The following is a 22,115-nucleotide window of genomic DNA, read 5'->3' on the forward strand; positions in this document are numbered from 1 at the left end:
GGGCCGATAAGGCCCCCGCCCGAAAGGCCCACCATGCTTCCCAACAGGTCAAGGACCTCAGTCCTGGTTTTCCTGCTCCCACCCCTGCTGCTCTACTGCGCAGCTGTCCTCTTCCCGATTCTTCAATCCCTGTTCCTGAGCTTCTTCTCCTGGAACGGCATCAGCGACATGGAATTCGTAGGTCTTGCCAACTACGTCCGAATGCTGACTGCTGATGACATCTTCTGGCGCTCCTTCTTCAACGCCCTCATCTACCTGGCCATTTGCTTGGTCCTGCAATTGGGCGGTGCACTGGTTGTCGCCAGCCTGCTCACTTCCCTGCGCCGGGGACGTGAACTGATCAAGACCCTGTATTTGCTCCCTGCCGTGATCTCCACGGTCGCCATTGCGTTCCTCTTCGTCCGTATCTACTCCATTGATCCAGTCGGACTGCTGAACCAGCTGCTGCACTGGGTGGGGCTGGGTTCCTTTGAACGGGCCTGGTTGTCCGACGTCAACACCGTCCTGGCCGCCGTCTCCGCCCCGGAAGGATGGCGGTTCACCGGGCTTTACATGCTCATCATTTACGCGGCACTGATCGCCGTGCCCAAGGAACTCGAAGAAGCCGCGGTCCTGGACGGCGCTTCGAAGTGGACGCTCTTCACCAAGATCCGCTTCCCCTACATACGACCCGTCTGGATTACCACCACCATCATGGCCACCACGTACGGCTTGCGGGGCTTCGACATCCCCTACCTCATGACCAACGGCGGCCCGGGACAATCCTCCGAGCTGCTCACTACCTATATGTACAAGACAGCCTTCACCAGCACGGATTTTGGCTACGCAAGCACCATCTCCGTCTTCATCGTGATCGAGTGCCTCGTCGCCGTCGGCCTCATCTTGTTCATGCTCAAGCGGAAGGCAGATTAATGATCACCCAGACAGCACCGGCTACTCCGCGCGCTTCGGCTCCGTCTTCCCCGGTTCATCAGCGACGGCGGCGGAAGCCAAGCTTGTACCGAACGCTCTCGCGGGTCCTGATCATGCTCATCGTGATCGTCCAGGTCTACCCGCTCGCCTGGCTGTTCCTGACCAGCCTGCGGACAGAACACGACTTTGCCACGGGCGATCCGTTCGCGCTTCCCAGCTCCTTGACCTGGGAGAACTACGCCCGGGCCTTCGAAACAGGTGACCTCGGACGGAACATCCTGAACAGTTTCATCGTCACCATGGGCGCCAACATCCTCATCGTCTTGTTCGGCATGATGGCCGCCTACGCCATCCAGGTCCTTGGGTTCCGCCTCAGCAAATTGGTCCGGGGCCTCTTCCTGATCGGGATCATTGTTCCCGTCCAGATCGCTTTGGTCCCGCTGTTCATCGACTACTCCGCCGTGAACCTGCTGGACACCTACCAGTCGATGATCATTCCGCTGGCCGGTTTCGCCCTGCCGATGTCCATCTACCTTTTCTCGTCCTTCTTCGAATACATTCCGCGGGAAACCTACGAGGCAGCATCACTGGATGGGGCTGGCCCGTACAGGATCTTTGGCCTGATCACGCTGCCTTTGTCCCTCAACACGGTGGTCACCGTGGTGTTGGTGAACAGTATCTTCATCTGGAACGACTTCATCTTCGCCAACACGTTTGTTCTTTCCGAAGACCTCAAGACCATCCCGCTGGGCCTGCAGAACTACATCGGCGCCATGGGCAAGGTCGATTGGACGGCAACTTTCGCCGCCGTCTGCGTGACCATCACGCCGTTGCTGCTGGTGTTCCTGGTCCTTAACAAGGCCATGATCCAAGGCCTTGAGAGCGGAGCGAACAAGGGATGACGCCCATGGCAGCCGGATATACTCCTGATGGAGGACAGATGATTTCGCAGGAGAGAGAGTCAGGCAACGCGGCCGCCCAGGGCGTTCCTGTCAAGAAAAGCCACGCCCATCCGGTGACCCTCCGCGAAGTTGCTGAACTGGCCGGCGTGTCCACTGCCACGGTCTCCCTGGTGATCAACAAGAAGAAAAACGCCCGCATTGCCGACGAAACCCGTCAACGCGTCACCGCGGCGATCACCCAACTGGGCTACCGTCCCAACGCCATGGCCCAAACGTTGGTGAGCGGCACGTCCAAGTTCATAGGACTGGTTGCCGACGGCGTAGCCACTACGCCCTTCGCCGGCCAAATCATTCATGGGGCCCAGGACGAAGCCTGGAAACATGGCTACGCGCTGCTGATCGCGAACACCGAGGGCAATCAAGAGCTCGAAAAAGATGCGATTGCCATGATGTTGGAGTACAAAGTACGCGGCATCCTGTATTCCACCTGGTTCCACCGCCCCACCGACATCCCGGCAACCCTCCGGGAATCGGATTTTGTCCTGGTCAACTGTTTCTCCCCGGAGGCCGGAGCTGCCAGGGCCGTGGTCCCGGACGAAACACAGGGCGGGCAATCGGCTACGGAACTCCTCCTCCGCGGTGGCCACCGCCGCATCGCCTTCATTAATGCCACCACCCCCGCACCGGCCCGGGACGGACGACTCCAGGGATACAAGGACGCACTCGACGCCGCCGGAATTCCCTTCGATCCCGCGCTGGTGCTGGAGGCCTACCCCGATCAGGAGGGCGGCTACGGCGCCACTGGCGACCTGCTCAAGCTCGAGGTCTGTGCGGTGTACTGCTACAACGACCGCATGGCCATGGGACTTTACGATGGCCTGCGGGAAAACGGGCTGTCCATTCCGGACGACATGGCCGTGGTGGGTTTCGATAACCAGGAAGTCATCGCAGCCCACCTGCGTCCGCCGCTGTCCACAGTGTCATTGCCTCACTACGAATTGGGCGCTGCGGGCGTGCGCATGCTCTTGGGCCTCGACGCCGCTCCCCTGGAGTCGGCTGTCAAGATCCAATGCCCGCCGGTTGAGCGCGCGTCCGTTGCAGTGCATTCACCAGCCCAGTAATCCCTTCGTTGCCCTTCGGCGTCAGTGGGAATAGCGTTGAGGTGGAAGCCCAGTGGTCCCCCATCACTGGGCTTCCCTTTGGACCCGTCCCCCCTGGAAGGAAACTTGCTTGATCGGCTCTTTGGAAGCGACGGGTTCAGCGGACCAATTGACCGGCCTTGTCGGTGTCGCCGCGCAGGTTATCGAAGCCCTTGGCGAATGGGGCGTGGGCTTGCTGACGCTGCTGGAGACAGTCTTTCCCCCGATTCCCAGCGAGGTCATCCTCCCCCTGGCCGGATTCCTTACCCAGCAAGGCAGCATCAGCCTGCTCCTGGTGTTCCTCACCAGCACCCTTGGAGCGTACGCAGGAGCACTGTTGTTGTATTGGCTGGGATACAAGGTAGGGCTGGAACGGTCCATCAACCTGTTGTCGAAACTTCCCCTGGTTGATCGTGAGGATTTCGAGAATGCCGCCAAATGGTTCGAACGTCACGGCAAGTCGGCCATCTTCTTCGGCAGGCTTTTGCCCGGCGTTCGCAGCCTCATTTCCCTCCCGGCAGGCGCCGAAAGCATGAACCTGGTCACCTTCAGCATCTTCACGATTGCCGGGACCGGGCTGTGGAACGCCTTGCTCATTGGCCTGGGCGCGTTGCTTGGCAAGCAATACCACTTAGTGGACCAGTACTCACGATTCCTCAACTACGCCGTGTACGCAGGTGTGGCCGCTTTCGTGGCATGGCTCATTGTCCGCAAGGTACGACGAGGCAAGGAAAACGCCCAGTAGGGCAGAGCCGCCCTAATTGATAATTTCACCGCGCTCGTTGGCCAGGAGTGTTGCCAATCGTTCCTTCCAGGCCTGCAGCGCCTCGGGTGCCAGCCGTGTCCAGTCGGTGACTTCGCCAATGACCCTGAGTGGTGCGCTGCTGCGATATGACCGGGTGGGATTGCCGGGAAACTTCTTGTCGGTTACGTTCGGGTCGTTTTCGAAGGGCCCGGTCGGTTCGACGGCGTAGACGCGCGGCTCAGCGTCGCCGGCGGCAAGTTCGGCGGCGAGTCCCGCACCATCTCGAAGAGCCGTGAAATAGATGTGGTTCATCACGACTTCGGGACGGTAGTTGGACCTGAACCCTGCGCCCAGGAAATCACCCTCCCGAAGATTGGCCTTTGTTCCGTGAAAGAACGGTCCTTTGTCCAGCGGTTGGTTCACAGCTACAGCCTCTTCCGCACGGCAGAACGGTCGATGCGAAGCTCGTCAAAAAGCGCCGACACGGGGTCGTGTTCTCCGCGCTCCAGGAGCGCCTCGATAAGGTTGGCGGCGGTGATCTGCCGGGACTTTTGATCCACGGCATGCTTGAGCATACTGGCCATGGTCTCCTTGGCCCCCGAACTGAACGGCGGCTTCCTCCCCTTCGTAGGCATGGTTGCCCGCTTGAGGTCCTTGGTTTCGAGTCCGATGCTCTTCAGGGCAGTGGCATCCAGCCGCGAAGCTGCCTTCCGGGCGTCTTCCAGGCTGACGCCAAGGACCGCTTCCGGACCCGGTTCGTGGAGCGCACCCAGAAGGAGGTGCTCCGTTCCCATTCGTTTGTCGCCCCGGCTTCGGGCTTCTTCCATGGCGTACCCAACGATCCTTCGGGTGTCATGGGCAAATTGTTCAAACATGGCTCAACTCATTCCCGGTATTTAGCGTGTATCGATTGTCGTGAAACGCCCAGGGCGTCACCGATCTGCTCCCACGTCCAACCCTGTTCGCGGGCCGCCCCTACGTGGACTGCTTCGACCTGTTCGGCCAGGCGGTGAAGGGCTCCCACCGCGCGTAAGCCGATAGCGGGGCTCGTCGAACGAATCTGTTCGGAGAGTTCATCAGCATTCATATCCGTCAGGCTAGACTGACAGAATTCGTCTGTCAATGCAGACTGACAAAGCCTCGTGGCACCGCTTCGCCCAGACAGCCAGGCTCAAGGAGGAATCTGACGTGCCTTTGCGCTCCCACGGAAGCCTGGCAATGAACCTGACACTTGACGGCCGCACACAAGAGCTGATCCGCCTTCCCACGTCGCACCACTGCGCTCTGTCAGTTCAGTCGCTGAGTGAGGTCAGTTCAGTCGCTGAGTGAGGTGAACTTCGACGGCGTCACCGTCGCCCTTCCCAATGGCTTTGCGGACAGGAGCAGCCACCGGGAGTTTGTGCGTACCGTCTCCCAGCGCCATGAAGGCCCCGGTGAATGGGTGTCCGTCTACGGTGCCGGCCACTTTGACCAGTCCACGGGTTCCAAAGATCTTCGCAGAATCGGGGAGCTGGACACACGTCCAAGTGTCACCTGATCGGACTTTGCCGAGCCGGGCAACGAAGGTGATGTCCAGTGGTTGTGGTTCTGCCATCTTCTCTTCTCCTCCTTATGGGGAGCGCTGTACCGGACACCCTCCCCATGGCGATTCTGACTCGTCCCTGACGCGTTGCCAACGAACGCCCGCGCGCTCATCGCTAGGATAAGACGAAACTGAAATCAGGGAGGCTTGGTGTTGTGGGGGAACAGCCTGATATGAGTAGCGCCCGAAAACGACACGGGGTGAGCTTCGGTGTCCGTTTGCCGTGCCGGCTGTCAACAGCTTTGACTGTGCCGGGATCCGCGCGAGTACGCTTCCCCGAGCCTCCTGCGCAAACCCGATCCGCCCACCCGCATAACGAGAAATGAATATGGAACTTCTTGACGCACACACTGTTGTGATCACTGCCGTACTCCTGGTCCACATCACAGGGGTGATGATCGTGGCCGCCTCAATTGCCGGCCTGGTGATCTCACTCTTCGTCGTCGTCCTCGCTGTGCATGCTGTCCGAACCATGTGGGAACTGACGCAAACCTGGCGTGGTAGAGGACGATTCATCGGAGATTTCAGTAAGTTTCTTCGTTCCGTGAGTTCAGCAGCCCTCGCTACGCGTCCGATGATAATCGCGGTACGACAGAGGGTCAGCCAGCGAGGCTTCAACAGAAGAGCCGAGTGAAGTAATCGGCCGAGGAGACACCTTCCCGGGTTCGGGTGAGGCGTGCTGCAGAAAGAGCGATCATTCGTATCACGAACGGCCACTGGCAAGCGGCCGGGGCGGAGTCTCGGCTCAGGTCATTGACTTGTGCCACTCCATACTGGCTGGTTAGCGTCGGTCATCGGATAAGTGACGCCACAACGAAAGGGCGGCTTCTTGGGGGCAGCATTCAGCACGGCCATGTTCAGCATCGCTTTCCTGGTCGTTGCCGGACTCCTGAAGATGTTGGCTTCACAGATCGAGGCGGGGCAGTCCAGACCGAATCCGACTTTCGGCATCAGGTCCAAGGCGACCATGGCCTCCGAAGAAGCCTGGATGGCTTCCCATGAGGCATCCTTGAGGATTCTGAAAGGGACAGCCGTCTTCTTGCTCGTGTGCACGGCAGCCTTGTGGGTTCTCTTCGCGGTCCTGCCCAAGGATGACGCCAGCGTGCCGTTGATCTTCTTCAGTGGCCTTGGCTTCACTGCAGTCCTGGTCGTGCTTCTCATGCGTATGTCCGTCAAGGCTGATGCTGTCGCAACCAAGATCGACTCGGCTGCACGGTCCAAGGCCATCGGGCGTTTCTGAATCGCCTGCGGCGTGCAGACGGACACGACCGCCCGGAATCATGCCAGGATTTTGCCGGTGCGGGAGTCTTGAGTTTTTCCTGAGCGACTGTTGACTGAACACTGGATTGGTTCTTGATCCTGGCCCGGCACAGTAGTTCTTGTCAGCCAGAGAGGCTGACAAGACGGCCGGCCGAACACGGTGGCCACCCGAAAGGAAACCGATTCAGATGGCCATCACCCTCAAGACCACCTCCGGCAAGATCCTCGCCTCCGTCGCACTGGTCGGCACCGCAGCCGCCGTCGCCGGCATGGGCACCTACGGCGCGTTCACCTCCTCCACCTCCGCCTCCCAGGCCGTCACCGCAGGAACCGTCACCATCGCCCTGGGCACCGGAGCCTCCAACACATTGAACGTCCCGGTCGCCGGCCTGCTGCCCGGCGACAAGGTCGAAAAGCTCGTCACTCTGGCCAACACCGGCAACTCGGACCTGAACAACGTCACCCTCACCACCTCCGCCGGCGCCACCGGATCCCTGCTCACCACCGACGTGACCAACGGCCTGCAACTGAGCATCGAAAACTGCTCCGTCGCCTGGACCGGCACCGCAGCCCCCTACAGCTGCGCCGGCACCAAAACCACCGTCCTGGCCAACGGCCCCGTGATCGCAGCAAACAAGGTCCTGAACAACCTGACCTCCCTGACCTCGACCAAAACCGACAACCTCAAGGTCACCACCGCGTTGCCCGCCACCGCGAACAACGACTTCCAGGGCGCCGCCTCCACCGTCGGATTCTCCTTCACCGGCACCCAACGCACCGAAACCACCAAGTAAGCACCACCTGAATCCCCGCGAGGGGTTCACCCCATAGGCCCCGGGGGCCGGCCGGCATGCCCTTCCGGCCGGTCCCCGGCCCATTTCCCGGGCAAGTCGCGAGGCCGGAATGCTCGCCACCGTCCGGACCATAGACCCAAAGAAATCAGCCCCGGAAAGCGCCCCAGAGCTCCAGGCAGCAGGCAGTGAGCGACCCCGCATGGGAGATTTTCCGGTCTTGAGCGGACCTTGAGTGTTCACCAAGGCCTTTCCTGAGGCTGCTGGGGCACAGTTGACGTTGGGACAGTTGAATTGAACGAACACGCTAAAGGGACGGAAACACGCACATGCAGGGCAAAGGCATCATCTGGCAAGTACCAGCCATCATCCTGGCTGTCGTGCTGCTGATGATCAGCGTCCCCGCCTCGCCGGCCCATGCAAAGTTCAACGACACCGATACAGGCGCAATGGCAGTCACCGCGGCCCGAATCCCGGCCCCGGCAGCGAACACGGTGACCGTGACCAAGAGCTGCGATTCATTCCTCTGGTTCGCCCAGGCCAAAATCAGCGTCGGTAATTTCAGTGCCGTCGCCTACGCGAACTACCACGAGCTGAAGATCATCGACCCTGATGGCGTTGTACAGTTCACCGGCGATCTGAGCAAGAACTCCGGGAAGTCCTACAGCTCAGGAGTCCAAAGCGTGAGCAATCTGTCCGGGACGTGGACCTACCAGATCCGCGGCTATTACAAGGTTCCAAACTCCACCAACGCCTGGGCTGGCCAGCCCCTCACCGGCACCCTGAACTGTCCCTGAAGTCCGGCTTTCGGAATCGTCGGGATCCTCTACGCCGTCTGATGCCGCTGCCCCATTGCGAGCGTCTCCGTCTGCGCAGGTAGGGTCAGCATGAAAATCATTGGGGACGGGAACGCCGTAGATGGCTCGAGTCCGGTTCGGTCAGGGTAGCCACCAAGGACGGCTCCCAGGTCGGCTATACGGTGGTTGAGCCTGCAGCGCCTACTCGCACGCCGCGGATGGGTCTCCGCGGGAATGGTCTTCGGACTGGACGAAGGCGACCCAGAACTCTTCTACCAGTTCACGCAGTCAGCCCTCAACGGGCGCTAAGCCGCAGACCTGGATTCCGCAGCGCTCCCCTGCGCCCGCGCTATCTCGCCCTGGCCGGCCTCTCCAGATGGGCTCAGGAGTCAGTGGTCACGTCCGAGGCCTGCCCGTTCAGTCTTGGCGCCTTGGGGCCCGCCCCTCCGGGCCCGGAGCTTCGGGCCGATGGACTGCCCCAGCACAAGCCACCCAATCGTCACCACAAACGCGACATTGCCGAGGGCCGGGTCGCCGCCTGTGACACCGTTGATCAGCAGGAACCACACCACAATGTCGGCCACGACAATGGCCAAAGTGACCGGCCACAACGGGCGACGCCACGCATACATTCTCTGACCCAGCATTTTCGGCCCCCCAACAGTTAATGCTCCACGGCCCCTCGGCCCGTGCTCAGTGCCCAGTCTTCAGAGAAGGCAACGGTGCCGCAAGTCATACGACACGAAAAACCCCTCCATCCCGGGCAAAATCGCCGGAATGGAGGGGTTAGTGGAGCCCCCTGTCGGATTCGAACCGACGACCCCCGCTTTACAAGAGCGGTGCTCTGGCCAACTGAGCTAAGGAGGCGTGCTCCGGAATACCCGGAGCAAAGCGCGAAAGAGCGCTAGATAAGGTTAGCCCAGACCATCCCCGTCAACGAAATTCGCCGGAACAACAGCGGCCGGCCACCCGAAAACAAAGGGTGACCGGCCGCCGTCGTACATTCCCGGGCTAGCCCTTGGCGGTGATTGCCGTCTGGATCTCGGCGTTCAGGTCGGTGCTGCCGTCCCACTGCTTGCCGTCGATGAACACGGTGGGCGTGCCGGTGATACCGATCGCCGCAGCCTCCTGCGTGGCAACCTTCACCCACGGACGGAACTGTTTGCTGTCAACGCAGGTGTCGATGTTGGCTGCACCAACCTCGGTGGCCATCTTCTTCAGGTCGTTGTCGGAAATGCCCGCTCCGCCTTCAGCCGGCTGGCGTTCAAAGAGCAAGTTGAAGAAGTCCGCGTATTTTTCCGGGGATGAGTTCACTACGCACGCAGCAGCGTTGGCTGCGCGGGAGGAGTAGTTGGTGGTGGACTGCCGGTCCAGGAAGCCGAGGGGACGGTATTCGAGGGAGATCTTGCCTTCATTGCGGAGATTGGTCAGGGACTCTCCGTAAGTGGTCTCGAACCGCTTGCACACGGGGCAGATGAAGTCGATGTAGGCAACAACCTTGACGGGCTTGCCGGCTTCGGCTTCGCCGCCCGGGACCGTCACGGTTGCAGGCGGGGTGGCCGCAGGGCTGGGAACGTCTGCCACGTTGACGGTGGCGGGTTCGGACTTAACAACTTCACTGTTGGCCAACAGTGTGACGCCACCGTGCACGTTGCCGTTGGCCGGCGTCGGGCCTTGGTCGGCGATGGGTGCGTTGTTCTGCGCCTGGCCGATGACCACGAACGCCACCACCGCGATGATGACGACAACGGCAACCACAATGCCCCAGCCAACCAGAAGCTTGCTGCGCTTGTCCTTTTTCAGCTGGGCTTCGCGGATTTCGCGCGCTCTTTCCCGTGCCTGGGCGGTGCGTTCGGCCTTGGACAGGCGTGGTTCGTTTGCGGGGCTCATCAGTTCCTCGGGGTACTCGACGTCATAGTGCATAGCTAGGGCAACGGGGTCAGTTTACGGGAGCAAACTTGAAGATCTGCCGCAGACCTTCCTGCCCGGTAGTTGAACGATCAAGTGCCAGGGAAGATTCCGCCGGTAGGCTGGGAGTTGAGTCACAGCAACCCCAGGGAGCGTTAATGCAGGATTTGGCAAGCGAAAAACTCAAGACCGAGGACGGCGTCCGGGCTTCTCCCGTCAAGAAGCCCACGGCAACCAAGTTCGACTTCATGGTGGTCTCCAACAGGTTGCCCGTCGATCGCATCAGCGATGACAACGAAGAAAGCGGTTGGCGGCGTTCGCCCGGCGGCCTGGTGACGGCGCTCGCGCCGATGATGACGAAGTCCGACGGCGCGTGGGTGGGTTGGCATGGCGCCCCCGATGAGACGGTGCGCCCCTTCAGCCACGAAGGAATGGACCTTATCCCGGTGCAACTGAGCAGCGACGATGTCGAGCTGTTCTACGAGGGCTTCTCCAACGCGACCATTTGGCCGCTCTACCATGACGTAATCGCGCCGCCTGAATTCCACCGTACGTGGTGGGATTCCTACCGCAAGGTCAACCGTAAGTTTGCCGACGCCGTCGCCCGCCACGCCGCGGACGGCGCCACTGTCTGGGTGCAGGACTACCAACTCCAGCTGGTTCCACGCCTGCTGCGTGAGGCCCGCCCGGACCTCAAGATCGGCTTCTTCAACCACATTCCCTTCCCGCCGCCGGAGATCTTCGCCCAGCTGCCGTGGCGCAGGGAAATCATTGACGGTTTGCTCGGCGCGGACCTCCTGGGCTTCCAGCGGCCCAGCGACGCCGGCAACTTCATGCGTTCGGCCCGCCGCTTCCTGGGCGCCAGCGTCAAACAGCAGCAGGTCCACGTGAAGGGTCCCGACGGCGAGGTGACGCACATCGCCCGGGCACAGGCGTTCCCCATCTCCATCGATGTCGCCCAGATCCGCGAGCTCGCAGCCAACCCGGAGATCATCGAGCGCGCCAAGCAGATCCGCAAAGACCTGGGCAACCCCAAAACCATCCTCCTTGGCGTGGACCGGCTGGACTACACCAAGGGCATCCGACACCGCCTAAAGGCCTTCGAGGAACTCCTGGCTGACGGGCACATCAAGGTGGAGGACGCCACGCTGATCCAGGTGGCAAGCCCCAGCCGCGAACGCGTCGAGCAGTACAGGCTCCTTCGCGAGGAGATCGAAGGCACCGTGGGCCACATCAACGGCACCTACGACACCATCCAGAACACGGCTGTCCGATACCTGCACCACAGTTACCCGGTGGAAGAAATGGTGGCGCTCTACCTCGCTGCGGACGTCATGCTGGTCACCGCCCTGCGCGATGGCATGAACCTGGTGGCCAAGGAATACGTCACCGCCCGTTCCGAGGATGACGGCGCGTTGGTCCTGAGCGAATTCGCCGGCGCTGCCGACCAACTCAAGCAGGCGCTCCTGATCAACCCGCACGACATCGACGGACTCAAGTCCACCGTCCTGCGGGCCATCAACATGCCCGCCAAGGAAGCGCGCCGCCGCATGAAGCTGATGCGCAAGCAAATCCTGGACCACGACGTCGATCACTGGTCGGCTGAGTTCCTTGCCGCCCTGGAAGAAAAGGTAGTGCGCGATGACAGCTGAGAATCTGTCCCTCCCGCCGGAACTGTTGGAGGCTATCCGCAACATCGCCGACACGGAGCATCTCCTGGTGGCCCTCGATTTCGACGGCACGCTCTCCCCCATCGTCGACCGCGCTGAGGACGCGCGCCCCCTTCCAAGGTCAGCAGCGGCTTTGGAGGCCCTCGCCGAACTTCCGCGTACGACGACGGCACTCATCTCGGGCCGGGCGCTGGAAAGCTTGCGGCTGGTCGCGTCGCCTCCGGCCAACACGCTGCTGATCGGCAGCCACGGGGCGGAAGTCTGGCTTGGTGAAGGGTCCCTGGGCCTGGAGCTGGACGACGAACAACGCACCAAGCTGGCCGCGGTCCGCGAGGTCCTGGCCGAAATAGTGAATATCGCTCCGGGGACGTTGCTCGAAGACAAACCCGCCGGCGTCGTCCTCCACACAAGGATGGCCGACGACGACGTTGCGGAAGACGCCGTCGAGGCAGCTACCAGGGTGCTGCGCGAGCACCCTGGTGTGTACCTCAAAACCGGCAAGCGGGTGCTGGAAACCTCAGTGGTCCACGCGTCCAAGGGTGAGGCCGTGGAATTCCTGCGCCAGGCCACCGGCGCTACGGCCATCCTGTTCGCCGGGGACGACGTCACCGACGAGGATGCTTTGGGCCGGCTGCTGGGCGATGACGTGGGCATCAAAGTTGGCTTGGACTTCACCCAGGCCCAGTACAGGGTGGAAGCGCCGGTGCACGTGGCGGAGTTGCTGGAAGCGTTGCTGAAGGAGCGTCGGCGGGTTACCGCCGAGGCGTAGCGTGTGAGCAGCGCAACATGTGACGTTCGTAACATTTAGGTAGTTAGTCAAAAAGTCTGACATACTCTTGGATGTGATGTGACGCACAGAACCGTGCGACGTCACACGATCCTCCCCGGCCATTGGCCGGGGAGTTCAACTGAAGAAAATGAACCATTCACAACGGATCGTCCGGCACGTACCTGCCGGTGAAGGGATTGATAACTGTGGCTACAGTTACTTTTGATAACGCTACGCGTCTGTACCCGGGCACAGATAAGCCCGCCGTCGATAAGCTCAACATCGACATCGCCGATGGCGAATTCCTGGTCCTCGTTGGACCCTCCGGTTGCGGTAAGTCCACCTCCCTGCGCATGCTCGCAGGCCTTGAGGACGTCAACGCCGGCCGCATCCTGATCGGTGACCGCGACGTCACGGACGTTCCGCCGAAGGACCGCGACATCGCGATGGTCTTCCAGAACTACGCGCTGTACCCCCACATGACTGTTGCGGACAACATGGGCTTCGCACTGAAGATCGCCGGCATTTCCAAAGAAGAGCGCGCCGAGCGTGTCCGCGAAGCAGCCAAGCTTCTCGACCTTGAGCAGTACCTGGACCGCAAGCCGAAGGCACTCTCCGGTGGTCAGCGCCAGCGTGTTGCCATGGGCCGTGCAATCGTCCGTAACCCGCAGGTCTTCCTCATGGACGAACCGCTGTCCAACCTTGACGCAAAGCTCCGCGTCCAGACCCGTACGCAGATCGCATCCCTGACCCGCCGCCTCGGCGTCACCACGGTTTACGTGACGCACGACCAGGTCGAAGCAATGACCATGGGTGACCGCGTGGCTGTGTTGAAGGACGGCCTCCTCCAGCAGGTTGACACCCCGCGCAACCTGTACGACCGCCCGCAGAACGTCTTCGTTGCAGGCTTCATCGGCTCCCCGGCCATGAACCTCCTGGAACTCCCCGTCGTCGACGGCGGCGTCCAGTTCGGCGGAACGGTTTACCCCGTGCCGCGTGACGTCCTCGAAGAAGCTCACGGCCAGACCGTCACCGTCGGCTCCCGTCCGGAAGACCTCGAGACCGTCGGCAACGGCGAAGGCCTCCAGGTTGAGGTTGACGTTGTCGAAGAACTCGGCGCCGACGCTTACGTCTACGGCCACACCATCCTCGATGGCAAGAGCCACGACATCGTTGCACGCGTCGACGGTCGTCGCCCCCCGATGAAGGGCGAGTCCATCTTCGTTCGTCCGCAGTCCGGCCACGTGCACCTGTTCGACACGAAGACCGGCCTCCGCCTGGGCGACTAGTCCCACCGGCAGTCACATAACTCCGCATGAAAGCGGCCCGACCCCTCCAGGTCGGGCCGCTCTCGCGTTAACCTTTCTCCCAGAAAGAACGGCATGAACACGACGGACAACCTGATCCCCCGCCCCTCCCACGTCGCACTCCTGGATGGCCCGGCCTTCACGCTTGCTTCCACAGCACGGATCACCGCGGTCGGTTCCGCCGCGCCGGTCGGTGAACAGCTCGCTGCGCTTCTGCACAGTGGCACCGGTTTCGAGCTGCCCCTCGTTGCGGACACCCGCCCCGGCGACATCGCCCTGGAGTTGACCGAAACCTTCGACGGCGGCCCGGAAGCTTATGCCCTTACCGCCGCCGAAGATGGAGTACAGCTCACGGCCTCCACTGCCGCTGGACTCTTCAACGGAGTGCAGACACTCCGGCAGCTTTTCCCGGCGGCTATCGAAGGCGCTGACCGCAGCGACGATACCTGGGTGATTCCCGCCGTCGAGATTGCCGATGCTCCCCGGTTCGCGTATCGCGGACTGATGCTGGACGTTGCCCGCAGCTTCTTCACGGTGGAGGAGGTCAAGGCCCAGATCGATGTCATGACCCAGTTCAAGTTGAACGCCCTGCACCTGCACCTCACGGACGACCAAGCGTGGCGTATTGAAATCCACGAACCGGAACAAAATCCGTCGGGTTTGCCCTATGCCCAGCTGACCGCCTTGGGCGGACAAGGCGCAGTGGAAGTCCCCACCGCCGCACCGGCCCGCGGGCGCCACGGGTTCTACACGCAGCAGGATTTCAGGGACATCCAGGCCTACGCCGCAACCAAGAACGTGCTGGTAGTGCCGGAAATCGACCTCCCTGGCCACGTCAACGCCGCCCTTGCCGCTATTCCGCAGCTCAACCCGGACGGCGCAGCCAAACCGATGAGCACCACCGCGGAGGTGGGGTGGTCAACCCTCACCGCCGACCTGCCTGCCACCTACGAGTTCGTCCGCGAAGTCCTTGGCCAGCTCGCTGCCATCACAGCGGGTCCCTACCTCCATATCGGTGGCGACGAGGCGAAGGTCACCGACCACGACGATTACGTTGCCATGGTGCAGCAGTTCGTTCGGATCGGTGCTGAGACAGGCAAAACCGTGGTGGGCTGGAACGAATTTGCCGCCGTCGAGCTTCCGGAAGGTGCCGTGATCCAGTACTGGCACGGCGATTTCGCCCCCGTGGTGCGGCAGGCAGAACAGGCTGGCTCACAGGTGATCATGTCTCCCGCCGCCAACACCTACCTGGACCAAAAGTACGCCTCGGACAGCCCCATCGGACTTGAATGGGTGGAGGGCGGCCCCTTTACCTGGTCCGAGTACTACAACTGGGATCCTGCCCAGGGCGGGCTCACGGACCAGCAGATCCTGGGCGTCGAAGGGCCGCTGTGGACTGAAACCGTCCGCGACAACCAGCAGGCACAGTGGCTCCTCTACCCACGGGCTGTTTCCCTGGCCGAAGTCGCCTGGTCCGGACAGGAGGTCCGCAACGCCGGTGACTTCCGACGTCGGTTGGGCGCCTTGGGTGCCCGGCTCGCCAAGCAGGGTGTCGTCTTCCAGGAAGCACCCGACGTCGAATGGTCTGCGAAGCCGGAGTATCCCTTTGCCGAAGCGTCAGCCATCAGCGCCAAGTACGGAACAATTGAGGCATGAGCGAGCAAAACGAAGCCCAGTGGCACGACGAACCTACCGACTACGGGCAGATCGGCAAGCTCCCCCGCACTGAAGCGGCCAGTGCCCAGGACACTGCACCGCCTGCCAGCGTCATCGGTTCCCTGAACATTACGGCGGCTGCGGCTGATCCGGAGCTGCTGGACCTGCCGTGGCATATCGCCCTGGAGGACTGGCCCGCCGAGAACCTTGCGGCGCTCCCCCGCGGTATCTCCCGGCACATCGTGCGGTTCGCGCACTTGGGCGGTTCGGTGATCGCCATCAAGGAAACGTCGGAGCACGTTGCACGACACGAGTACCACATGCTGCGCAAGCTGGCACGGTTGGACGTTCCCTGCGTGGAGCCGGTGGCCGTGATCACCGGACGCACCACCGCGGACGGGCGCCCGCTGAACCCTGTGCTGGTAACCCGGCACCTCAAGTTCTCCATGCCGTACCGTGCGTTGTTCTCCCAGATGCTCCGCAAGGACACCCTGACCCGGCTCATTGACGCACAGGCCCTGCTGCTGGTTCGCCTGCACCTTGTGGGCTTCTACTGGGGTGACGTTTCACTGTCCAACACGTTGTTCCGCCGTGATGCCGGCGCCTTCGCCGCCTACCTGGTGGACGCCGAAACCGGCGAGCTCTACCCGGACCTGTCCATGGGCCAGCGCGAATACGACCTCGAAATCGCCAGGGTGAACATCGCCGGTGAACTGATGGACCTGCTGGACGGCGGACTCATCGAAGAAAAGGTGGACCCAGTCGCCACCAGCGAGCTGATCATGGACAGCTACCGTCGGCTCTGGACTGAGCTGACCGAGAAGGAATCCTTCGAACTCGGCGAAAGGTGGCGCGTGGCCGCCCGCATCCGCCGCCTCAACGAGCTGGGCTTCGATGTGGAGGAATACGCCATCAAGACCACGGCGGACGGCTCAACCATCCAGCTCCAGCCGAAGGTCGTCGACGCCGGTCACCACCAGCGCCGCTTGCTGCGCCTCACCGGACTGGACGCCCAGGAGAACCAGGCCCGCAGGCTGCTGAACGACATGGACCAGTTCCGGGCGGACAACAACCCGGATCTCGACGAGGAAATCAGCGCCCACATCTGGGTCAGCCAGATCTTCGAGCCCATTGTGCGGTCCATTCCCCGTCACCTGGCAGGGAAGCTGGAGCCGGCAGAAGTGGTGCACGAGGTCCTGGAGCACCGCTGGTACATGAGCCAGAAGCAGGACAGGTACGTCCCCTTGGCGGAGACTGTGCAGTCCTACCTGGACTCAGTGCTGCAGCACCGCCGTGACGAGGCCGCCATCATGCTGAACCCGGACACGGAGCTGCTCAAGATCCTTGAGGTCGAGGTAGAGGAATCCGGCCGGTACGACGACGAGGAAGAGTACCCGGACGCGGACGACTAGCGGAGTTTTTGTACAGATAACGCCCGGAAGAGGTCCCCTAAAGGGCGTTATCTGTACAAAAACTCACGGGTCCAGGGTTTCGGCGAGCCCTGACAGGACCGGTTCGCGGCCCAGCTCGATATGCGAGTAAGCCAGCGAGTATGCCAGGTCCGGCCGGCCTTTCAGGATCGCGTTGCACAGCTCAGTGTGTTCGTCGCGCTGGAGTTCATTGCTGCGATTATGGGCCAGCCCGAAAATCCACCGCATGCGCCCAAAGAGCGGCTTTACGGATTCAATGAGCAGCCTGTTGCCGGAGAGCCGGACGATCTCGGCGTGCAGTTCGGCGCTGATCACCGCCACATCTTCGGTCCGGTCCTCGTCGATGGCCGCCTTGGAAGCGTCCATGAGCTCCTCCAGCCGGCCGCCGTCGCTGCCCTCCGCCACACGAGTGGCAGCCATCCTGGCAGCGAAGGTTTCCAGGCAGAGGCGAATGTCGAACAGCTCATTGACGTCCGTGAGCGTCAGTTGCCGGACCACCGCACCCCGGCGCGGGAAAGTCTCCACGAAGCCGTCCTGCTCCAGTCGCTGAATGGCCTCACGTACGGGGATTCGGGAGACGTTGTAGATCTCCGAGAGCTCGCGTTCACGCAACCGCATCCCCTGGGCGTACTTCCCCGTGACGATGCCCTCCAGCACCAACTGGTAGACGTTTTCCGCGCGGGCCTCTTCATCGCGGCCATTTCCCGTTTCCGGCATCGCCTCAGCCACTGTCAAACTTCCCTTCATGCCAGCGTCCGCTCCCTGTGCCGGACGGCGCCGATCAGCGTTCCAACCGAGCATACACGGGAGGAAAGAGCTCGTCGGCGGGGCGGTTCCGGGCATCCCGGACCGTATAGGCGCTGCGCATCTTTTCGAACAGTTCCTGGCCCTTCAGGCGCCAGTGATCCAGGTCCACTCCGGCTATCACGCCATCAGCCATGATGGTCCGTCCGGCTACTACGGACAGCACGGCTTGGCGGGCCGTGCCGTTCAGGAGGAGGGTCCGCAGCGGGTCGTCGTGGACGCCGTCCCGGATATCTGCCAAGGAGAAGGCCACCATGTCGGCCTGGGCCCCCGGTTCAAGACGCCCCAGGTCAGGCCGCTTCAACGCATGGGCCCCACCCAGAGTGGCGGCGTCGATGTACCCGGCCACGTCACCGGCGTCGTTGGTGCCTGCGAGGATCTTGGCGAGCTGAACGCCGGCATCAATGCCGCGGATGAGGTCCGGCGGGAAAGAGTCCGTGCCAAGGGAGATATTGATGCCGGCTTCCTTGTACGCGTTGAAGGAGTCCAGGGTGCTGCCATACCGCATCGAGGTCAGCGGGCAGTGGATGATGCTGGCACCGCTGCCCGCCAGCCTTGCCAGGTCTCCGCGGTCTTCGCCATGCACCGCGGGATTCCGGTCCGTGTAGGTGGCATGCGGGATCAGGAGGCGTTCGTTGAGCAAACCCACTTGGTCCAGGAGCTCCAAGGGCGTCACGCCGTGCCAGTCCAGGATGAGTTCGCGTTCCACCAAGCCCTGCAGGGAGTGCAGGCGCACCAGCACGTTCCGCTCGCTCGACGCTGCCGCGGTGGCTTTGAGCATCTCGATGTCCAGCGTCTCGATCCGGCACGGGAGCAGGACTGCGTTGACCAGCGGATCGTTGAGTTCGCTCGCATGGTCAATGAAGCGCAAGGCGTCAGCGAGTCCCTCACGGCCGCGACCGTCGTCGAACATTACTGACCGTTCGCCCGTGTCCAACACGACGTTCACGCCGGAACGGTAGGCGGGACCCAGGAAGGCCCGCAGGCCCAAACGGCTGCTGGTCTCCGCCATCCCCACCAGTTCCTCGAGTGGCTCAGCCCATTCGGAGTGCACCTCGGACGCGATGGGCATGTAAGTGGTGATGCCATGCAGGACCAGTTGGATCAGGGCGTATTCGCGGATCTGCTGGCGTTCTTCGGCGGTGAAGACATCCGCGCGGCGGTTCTGGAAGTAGTCCTCTGACCACTGGTGCCCCTTGGCCTGCTCCGCGCCAGCCCAGCTATCCAGGATGAGGTGGTCAATGTCCGTCAGGGCGTCCAGATCGATCAGGCCTGGCATGAGCAGTGCCTCACCCAGCCGGCGTTCTTCGTCCACAGGGCCCGTGTAGTCATGGCCGACGTACTCGATGGTGTGGCCGCTGTAGACCACGCAGGCGTTCTCCAGCAGGACATGCTGTCCGTTGTGATGGCCCAGCACGTAGCGGGCGGTGACCTTGGTGGGCACGGGCGACTCCTGTTTCCTGTCCTACGGCGGACATTACGGTGACTACTCTCTGGTATTCCAAACACTACATTATTTGTGATTTACATCGCATGAATCGTGCTCTAGTCTATTTTGGTATACAAGAACTCCGGAGCCAGCTCCTCGGATCATGAATCGAGCAGAACCGTTGACCCAGTTACAGTCCATCGAACCGAACACCGGCAGCCCGCCGCCTCCGGCAACGTCGCCGGAAGGTAAAGCCGCCGCTCCTGCCGAGGCGCGCTCACTGCTCGCCACCGCGTGGATGAGGATCCGGCGCAGCAAGATCGCGCTCCTCAGCCTGTGCGTGGTGGTGGCGATCTTGTTGTTCGCCATCCTGGCTCCCGTATTGAGTGCCATGTCGGGCAACGACCCCTTTACTTCCAACACCAGCCCGGAAGTGCTGGATGACTTCCAGACCCCCGGGCTTCCGCTCCCCGGCTACATGTACCCCTCGGCCCAGCACTGGTTGGGCGTCGAGCCGGGCCTGGGCCGCGACCTCTTCGCGAGGCTCGCCTACGGTGGCCAGGTCTCCCTCACCATCGCTTTGTTATCCACCGCAGTTTCCGTAGTCCTCGGCACGGTGCTGGGCGCGGCGGCCGGCTACTTCGGCGGGAAGACCGACGCCATCATCAGCCGCATCATGGACCTGTTCCTCGCGTTTCCGCACCTCCTGCTCGTGCTGTCGCTGACGCCCATCCTGCAGTCGCGGCTCCGGGATACCCCGCTCGGCGAAGGCAGCTTCCTGCCCATGGCCTCTCTGGTCATCATCCTGGGCTTCTTCGGCTGGGCCTACCTCGCCCGCATTGTCCGCGGCCAGGTGCTGAGCCTCCGCGAGCGCGAGTTCGTCGAAGCCGCACGGTCCTTTGGCGCCTCACACCTGAGCATTCTCTTCCGCCAGATCATCCCCAACGTCATGGGAGTCGTCCTGGTGTACGCCACCATGTTGATCCCCACCAACATCTCGGCCGAGGCCGCGTTGTCCTTCCTGGGCGTGGGCGTCAAGGACCCCACACCGTCGTGGGGCCAGATGCTCAACGCCGCCCAGTCCGGCAACTGGTACCTCAGCGATCCGTGGTTCCTCGCTGTCCCCGGCGTCATGCTCATTATCACCGTCCTGGCCTTCAACCTCCTGGGCGACGCCGTCCGGGATGCCCTGGACCCCAAAGCTTCGCGCCACTAACCCTCATCCCCGCATCGCCTTTCACCCCCTCACAAGGAGCATCATGAAAACCCCTGCAAGAGCACTGGCACTCTCGGTGTTGATCGCCATGGCCGCTACCGGCTGTGGCGCCGGCCAAAGCCAGCCCAGCAGTTCCAAGCCCGCCGGTTCGGTCACGGAGTTGGCCCCCAACGTGGTCAAGTCCGGCTTCAACGGCAAGGGCGGAAACATCAACGTCCTCATGTCTTCCGACTTCCAGACCCTGGATCCGGGCAACAGCAACTATGTCCAGACGGCCAACGTCGGTCAGCTGTACTACCGCACCTTGACCATGGCCAAGGAAACGGCCGGCCAGCCGCCAACTGTCGTCCCGGACCTCGCCACCGATACCGGCAAGGTCTCCGATGACGGACTCAGCTGGACCTTCACCCTGAAGGAAGGCGTGAAGTTCGAGGACGGAACGCCCATCACTTCGGCGGACATCAAATACGGCGTGGAGCGCACCTTCGCGCAGGATGTCTTCACCCAGGCGCCGCAGGAGTTGAACGCAGCGCTCGACGCCGGCGGGTACAAGGGGCCGTACAAGGATCCTTCCGCTGTGCTCAAGGCTGTCGAAACGCCCGATGAGCGCACCGTGGTCTTCCACCTGAAGAAGCCGTTCGCCGAGTTCCCCGCACTGGCATCGCGCTCCAACACGGCGCCGGTCCCGAAGGCCAAGGACACCAAGCTCGACTACACCAACCACCCCGTCTCCTCCGGGCCGTACATGGTGGAGTCCTACAACCGCGGCAAATCCCTCAAGCTGGTCCGCAACCCGCACTGGGATCCCGCCACGGATCCCAACCGCTCCGCCCTTCCGGACACGTTCAGCTTCTCCCTGTCCACCTCCCAGGCCACCATCAGCCAGCAGCTTCTGGCCGACTCGGATCCCAACGCCATCACACTCGATTCCAACGGTGCCCTGCAGACCTCGGATTCCGCCAAGCTGGCCGACGCCCAGGTCAAGGACCGCGTTGCCTCCGGCCTCCTGGGCTGCAATGACGTCCTGAGCCTGAACACCCAGAAGATCACGGATCCGGACGTCCGCAAGGCCATCGCGCTTGCCCTGGATCGCCAATCCATCCTGGTGCAGTACGGTGGACGCCGCTTCGGTGAGATCACGCAGAGCCCGCTGAACTCCAAGATGCGCGGCTACGTGGAGACCGAACTGGAACTGGATCCCACCGGCAAGCCAAAGCTTGAGGAAGCCAAGAAGCTGCTGGAGGGCAAGGATTACCCCAAGACCCTCACCTACGGCTACGCCAACAACCGGGACGCTTTCAAGAACACCGGCACCGTGGTTCAGCAGAACCTGAAGGCTTTGGGCATCGAGGTTGAGCTGGTTGCGATTCCCGCACCGAACTACTACTCCATCCTGGCCAGCGAGCAACTCCCGGACATGGGCCGCTCCGGCTGGTGTGGCGGCGCCGATCCTGCCTCCATCCGCACCTCCGCAGATCCCCTGCTCGGCCCGAACAACGACGGCACCAGCTACGGCTTCTCCAACACTTCCCGCTACTTCGATCCCGTAGTGTCCAAGGCCATGTTCGAGCTCCGTAATACGGACGGCAGCTCAGAGGAACTTGGTAAGAAGTGGTCCGAGGCCTTCGGCTCAGCCTTGAAGACCTACCCGATCGTGCCACTCATCCGCAGCCACACCAACAGCGTGGTCGGTTCCAACGTCCGCAACGCCCAGGTGGGCTACTTCTTCGGCGGCATCGACCTCTCGATCGTCGGCGTCGAGAACTAACCGGGCTTCGAAAATTAATCGGGCATAGTC

At 62.2% G+C, this 22,115-nt stretch carries 23 protein-coding genes and 1 tRNA gene; 15 read left to right on the plus strand and 9 right to left on the minus strand.

Annotated features, from left to right (window positions below; genetic code table 11):
* Positions 1-33 precede the first annotated feature (33 nt).
* The 4 genes from ACSSVG_RS05375 to ACSSVG_RS05390 all read left to right on the plus strand — a co-directional run bounded on the left by ACSSVG_RS05375 (position 34) and on the right by ACSSVG_RS05390 (position 3,698).
* Positions 34-912: a carbohydrate ABC transporter permease gene (locus tag ACSSVG_RS05375; RefSeq protein ID WP_231340995.1), complete on the plus strand. Its 879-nt coding sequence runs from the start codon at positions 34-36 to the stop codon at positions 910-912.
* Entirely contained in the window at positions 912-1,814 is a 903-nt protein-coding gene (locus tag ACSSVG_RS05380; RefSeq protein ID WP_231340996.1) for a carbohydrate ABC transporter permease, read from the plus strand. Before ACSSVG_RS05375 ends, ACSSVG_RS05380 begins: the two co-directional genes overlap by 1 nt.
* A gap of 38 nt (positions 1,815-1,852) precedes the next feature.
* The gene (locus tag ACSSVG_RS05385) at positions 1,853-2,935 is read left to right on the plus strand and encodes a LacI family DNA-binding transcriptional regulator (protein ID WP_492417730.1); all 1,083 of its coding nucleotides are present in this window, start codon (positions 1,853-1,855) and stop codon (positions 2,933-2,935) included.
* 109 nt (positions 2,936-3,044) lie between these two features.
* A complete protein-coding gene (locus ACSSVG_RS05390; RefSeq protein ID WP_492417732.1) occupies positions 3,045-3,698 on the plus strand; it encodes a DedA family protein in 654 nt (217 codons plus the stop codon).
* A gap of 12 nt (positions 3,699-3,710) precedes the next feature.
* On the opposite strand, the gene arr is transcribed toward ACSSVG_RS05390, so the two are convergent.
* Genes arr through ACSSVG_RS05405 form a run of 3 tightly spaced genes read right to left on the minus strand, consistent with a single transcriptional unit; the run spans position 3,711 to position 4,785 of the window.
* Positions 3,711-4,121, minus strand: coding sequence for an NAD(+)--rifampin ADP-ribosyltransferase (gene arr / locus ACSSVG_RS05395; RefSeq protein WP_492417734.1), 411 nt, complete (start codon positions 4,119-4,121; stop codon positions 3,711-3,713).
* Between the two features lie 2 nt (positions 4,122-4,123).
* Entirely contained in the window at positions 4,124-4,573 is a 450-nt protein-coding gene (locus ACSSVG_RS05400) for a Clp protease N-terminal domain-containing protein (RefSeq protein ID WP_492417736.1), read from the minus strand.
* Between the two features lie 8 nt (positions 4,574-4,581).
* On the minus strand, positions 4,582-4,785 hold the full coding sequence (locus ACSSVG_RS05405) for a hypothetical protein (RefSeq protein ID WP_159708676.1): 204 nt from the start codon (positions 4,783-4,785) through the stop codon (positions 4,582-4,584).
* 35 nt (positions 4,786-4,820) lie between these two features.
* Between ACSSVG_RS05405 and ACSSVG_RS05410 the strand changes: the two genes are divergently transcribed.
* Positions 4,821-5,027: a hypothetical protein gene (locus tag ACSSVG_RS05410; protein ID WP_492417738.1), complete on the plus strand. Its 207-nt coding sequence runs from the start codon at positions 4,821-4,823 to the stop codon at positions 5,025-5,027.
* On the opposite strand, the gene ACSSVG_RS05415 is transcribed toward ACSSVG_RS05410, so the two are convergent.
* Positions 5,008-5,292, minus strand: coding sequence for a DUF1905 domain-containing protein (locus ACSSVG_RS05415; RefSeq protein ID WP_492417740.1), 285 nt, complete (start codon positions 5,290-5,292; stop codon positions 5,008-5,010). The two genes, ACSSVG_RS05410 and ACSSVG_RS05415, sit on opposite strands and share 20 nt — an antisense overlap.
* An 817-nt stretch (positions 5,293-6,109) precedes the next feature.
* Between ACSSVG_RS05415 and ACSSVG_RS05420 the strand changes: the two genes are divergently transcribed.
* From ACSSVG_RS05420 to ACSSVG_RS05430, 3 genes are all read left to right on the plus strand, one after another.
* Positions 6,110-6,520: an SdpI family protein gene (locus ACSSVG_RS05420; RefSeq protein WP_492417742.1), complete on the plus strand. Its 411-nt coding sequence runs from the start codon at positions 6,110-6,112 to the stop codon at positions 6,518-6,520.
* A gap of 208 nt (positions 6,521-6,728) precedes the next feature.
* Positions 6,729-7,334 (plus strand): TasA family protein, encoded by a 606-nt coding sequence (locus ACSSVG_RS05425; protein WP_492417744.1) that lies wholly within the window; start codon positions 6,729-6,731, stop codon positions 7,332-7,334.
* A gap of 326 nt (positions 7,335-7,660) precedes the next feature.
* Positions 7,661-8,128, plus strand: coding sequence for a SipW-dependent-type signal peptide-containing protein (locus ACSSVG_RS05430; RefSeq protein WP_492417746.1), 468 nt, complete (start codon positions 7,661-7,663; stop codon positions 8,126-8,128).
* Between the two features lie 389 nt (positions 8,129-8,517).
* On the opposite strand, the gene ACSSVG_RS05435 is transcribed toward ACSSVG_RS05430, so the two are convergent.
* From ACSSVG_RS05435 to ACSSVG_RS05445, 3 genes are all read right to left on the minus strand, one after another.
* A complete protein-coding gene (locus tag ACSSVG_RS05435) occupies positions 8,518-8,775 on the minus strand; it encodes a hypothetical protein (RefSeq protein ID WP_492417748.1) in 258 nt (85 codons plus the stop codon).
* A gap of 143 nt (positions 8,776-8,918) precedes the next feature.
* A tRNA-Thr gene (locus ACSSVG_RS05440) sits at positions 8,919-8,995 on the minus strand.
* Between the two features lie 144 nt (positions 8,996-9,139).
* The gene (locus ACSSVG_RS05445) at positions 9,140-10,018 is read right to left on the minus strand and encodes a DsbA family protein (protein WP_231341008.1); all 879 of its coding nucleotides are present in this window, start codon (positions 10,016-10,018) and stop codon (positions 9,140-9,142) included.
* Positions 10,019-10,194: 176 nt separating this feature from the next.
* On the opposite strand from ACSSVG_RS05445, the gene ACSSVG_RS05450 reads away from it, so the two are divergent.
* The 5 genes from ACSSVG_RS05450 to ACSSVG_RS05470 all read left to right on the plus strand — a co-directional run bounded on the left by ACSSVG_RS05450 (position 10,195) and on the right by ACSSVG_RS05470 (position 16,850).
* Positions 10,195-11,688: an alpha,alpha-trehalose-phosphate synthase (UDP-forming) gene (locus ACSSVG_RS05450; RefSeq protein WP_269215732.1), complete on the plus strand. Its 1,494-nt coding sequence runs from the start codon at positions 10,195-10,197 to the stop codon at positions 11,686-11,688.
* Entirely contained in the window at positions 11,678-12,475 is a 798-nt protein-coding gene (gene otsB, locus ACSSVG_RS05455; RefSeq protein ID WP_492417751.1) for a trehalose-phosphatase, read from the plus strand. The genes ACSSVG_RS05450 and otsB overlap by 11 nt, the downstream gene beginning before the upstream one ends.
* Before the next feature lie 206 nt (positions 12,476-12,681).
* Positions 12,682-13,764, plus strand: a complete 1,083-nt coding sequence (locus tag ACSSVG_RS05460; protein ID WP_159735410.1) for an ABC transporter ATP-binding protein — start codon at positions 12,682-12,684, stop codon at positions 13,762-13,764.
* Between the two features lie 93 nt (positions 13,765-13,857).
* Positions 13,858-15,438 (plus strand): beta-N-acetylhexosaminidase, encoded by a 1,581-nt coding sequence (locus tag ACSSVG_RS05465; protein ID WP_492417753.1) that lies wholly within the window; start codon positions 13,858-13,860, stop codon positions 15,436-15,438.
* The gene (locus ACSSVG_RS05470) at positions 15,435-16,850 is read left to right on the plus strand and encodes a DUF4032 domain-containing protein (RefSeq protein WP_231341011.1); all 1,416 of its coding nucleotides are present in this window, start codon (positions 15,435-15,437) and stop codon (positions 16,848-16,850) included. The genes ACSSVG_RS05465 and ACSSVG_RS05470 overlap by 4 nt, the downstream gene beginning before the upstream one ends.
* A gap of 63 nt (positions 16,851-16,913) precedes the next feature.
* Here the strand turns inward: ACSSVG_RS05470 and ACSSVG_RS05475 are convergent, their stop codons facing one another.
* Both ACSSVG_RS05475 and ACSSVG_RS05480 read right to left on the minus strand, forming a co-directional pair.
* Complete coding sequence (locus tag ACSSVG_RS05475; protein WP_253466625.1) at positions 16,914-17,615, minus strand: GntR family transcriptional regulator; 702 nt, start codon at positions 17,613-17,615, stop codon at positions 16,914-16,916.
* Positions 17,616-17,649: 34 nt separating this feature from the next.
* Positions 17,650-19,116: a chlorohydrolase family protein gene (locus ACSSVG_RS05480; protein ID WP_492417755.1), complete on the minus strand. Its 1,467-nt coding sequence runs from the start codon at positions 19,114-19,116 to the stop codon at positions 17,650-17,652.
* A 148-nt stretch (positions 19,117-19,264) separates the two neighbouring features.
* On the opposite strand from ACSSVG_RS05480, the gene ACSSVG_RS05485 reads away from it, so the two are divergent.
* Both ACSSVG_RS05485 and ACSSVG_RS05490 read left to right on the plus strand, forming a co-directional pair.
* Positions 19,265-20,317, plus strand: coding sequence for an ABC transporter permease (locus ACSSVG_RS05485; RefSeq protein WP_492417757.1), 1,053 nt, complete (start codon positions 19,265-19,267; stop codon positions 20,315-20,317).
* 43 nt (positions 20,318-20,360) lie between these two features.
* Positions 20,361-22,085 carry an ABC transporter substrate-binding protein gene (locus ACSSVG_RS05490; protein ID WP_231341015.1) on the plus strand — a complete coding sequence of 575 codons (1,725 nt, stop codon included), beginning with the start codon at positions 20,361-20,363 and terminating at the stop codon, positions 22,083-22,085.
* Positions 22,086-22,115 lie beyond the last annotated feature (30 nt).

The sequence above is a fragment of the Paenarthrobacter sp. E2MeOHC11 genome (genome assembly GCF_058744955.1).

Coding starts and splice junctions, on each gene's coding strand:
- ACSSVG_RS05380 (WP_231340996.1), top strand. CDS start 912: ATGATCACCCAGACAGCACCGGCTACTCCGCGCGCTTCGGCTCCGTCT.
- ACSSVG_RS05405 (WP_159708676.1), bottom strand. CDS start 4,785: ATGAATGCTGATGAACTCTCCGAACAGATTCGTTCGACGAGCCCCGCT.
- ACSSVG_RS05470 (WP_231341011.1), top strand. CDS start 15,435: ATGAGCGAGCAAAACGAAGCCCAGTGGCACGACGAACCTACCGACTAC.
- otsB (WP_492417751.1), top strand. CDS start 11,678: ATGACAGCTGAGAATCTGTCCCTCCCGCCGGAACTGTTGGAGGCTATC.
- ACSSVG_RS05415 (WP_492417740.1), bottom strand. CDS start 5,292: ATGGCAGAACCACAACCACTGGACATCACCTTCGTTGCCCGGCTCGGC.
- ACSSVG_RS05445 (WP_231341008.1), bottom strand. CDS start 10,018: ATGAGCCCCGCAAACGAACCACGCCTGTCCAAGGCCGAACGCACCGCC.
- ACSSVG_RS05425 (WP_492417744.1), top strand. CDS start 6,729: ATGGCCATCACCCTCAAGACCACCTCCGGCAAGATCCTCGCCTCCGTC.
- ACSSVG_RS05400 (WP_492417736.1), bottom strand. CDS start 4,573: ATGTTTGAACAATTTGCCCATGACACCCGAAGGATCGTTGGGTACGCC.
- ACSSVG_RS05490 (WP_231341015.1), top strand. CDS start 20,361: ATGAAAACCCCTGCAAGAGCACTGGCACTCTCGGTGTTGATCGCCATG.
- ACSSVG_RS05475 (WP_253466625.1), bottom strand. CDS start 17,615: ATGAAGGGAAGTTTGACAGTGGCTGAGGCGATGCCGGAAACGGGAAAT.
- ACSSVG_RS05375 (WP_231340995.1), top strand. CDS start 34: ATGCTTCCCAACAGGTCAAGGACCTCAGTCCTGGTTTTCCTGCTCCCA.
- ACSSVG_RS05385 (WP_492417730.1), top strand. CDS start 1,853: ATGATTTCGCAGGAGAGAGAGTCAGGCAACGCGGCCGCCCAGGGCGTT.
- ACSSVG_RS05435 (WP_492417748.1), bottom strand. CDS start 8,775: ATGCTGGGTCAGAGAATGTATGCGTGGCGTCGCCCGTTGTGGCCGGTC.
- ACSSVG_RS05430 (WP_492417746.1), top strand. CDS start 7,661: ATGCAGGGCAAAGGCATCATCTGGCAAGTACCAGCCATCATCCTGGCT.
- ACSSVG_RS05485 (WP_492417757.1), top strand. CDS start 19,265: ATGAATCGAGCAGAACCGTTGACCCAGTTACAGTCCATCGAACCGAAC.
- ACSSVG_RS05465 (WP_492417753.1), top strand. CDS start 13,858: ATGAACACGACGGACAACCTGATCCCCCGCCCCTCCCACGTCGCACTC.
- ACSSVG_RS05410 (WP_492417738.1), top strand. CDS start 4,821: ATGCAGACTGACAAAGCCTCGTGGCACCGCTTCGCCCAGACAGCCAGG.
- ACSSVG_RS05450 (WP_269215732.1), top strand. CDS start 10,195: ATGCAGGATTTGGCAAGCGAAAAACTCAAGACCGAGGACGGCGTCCGG.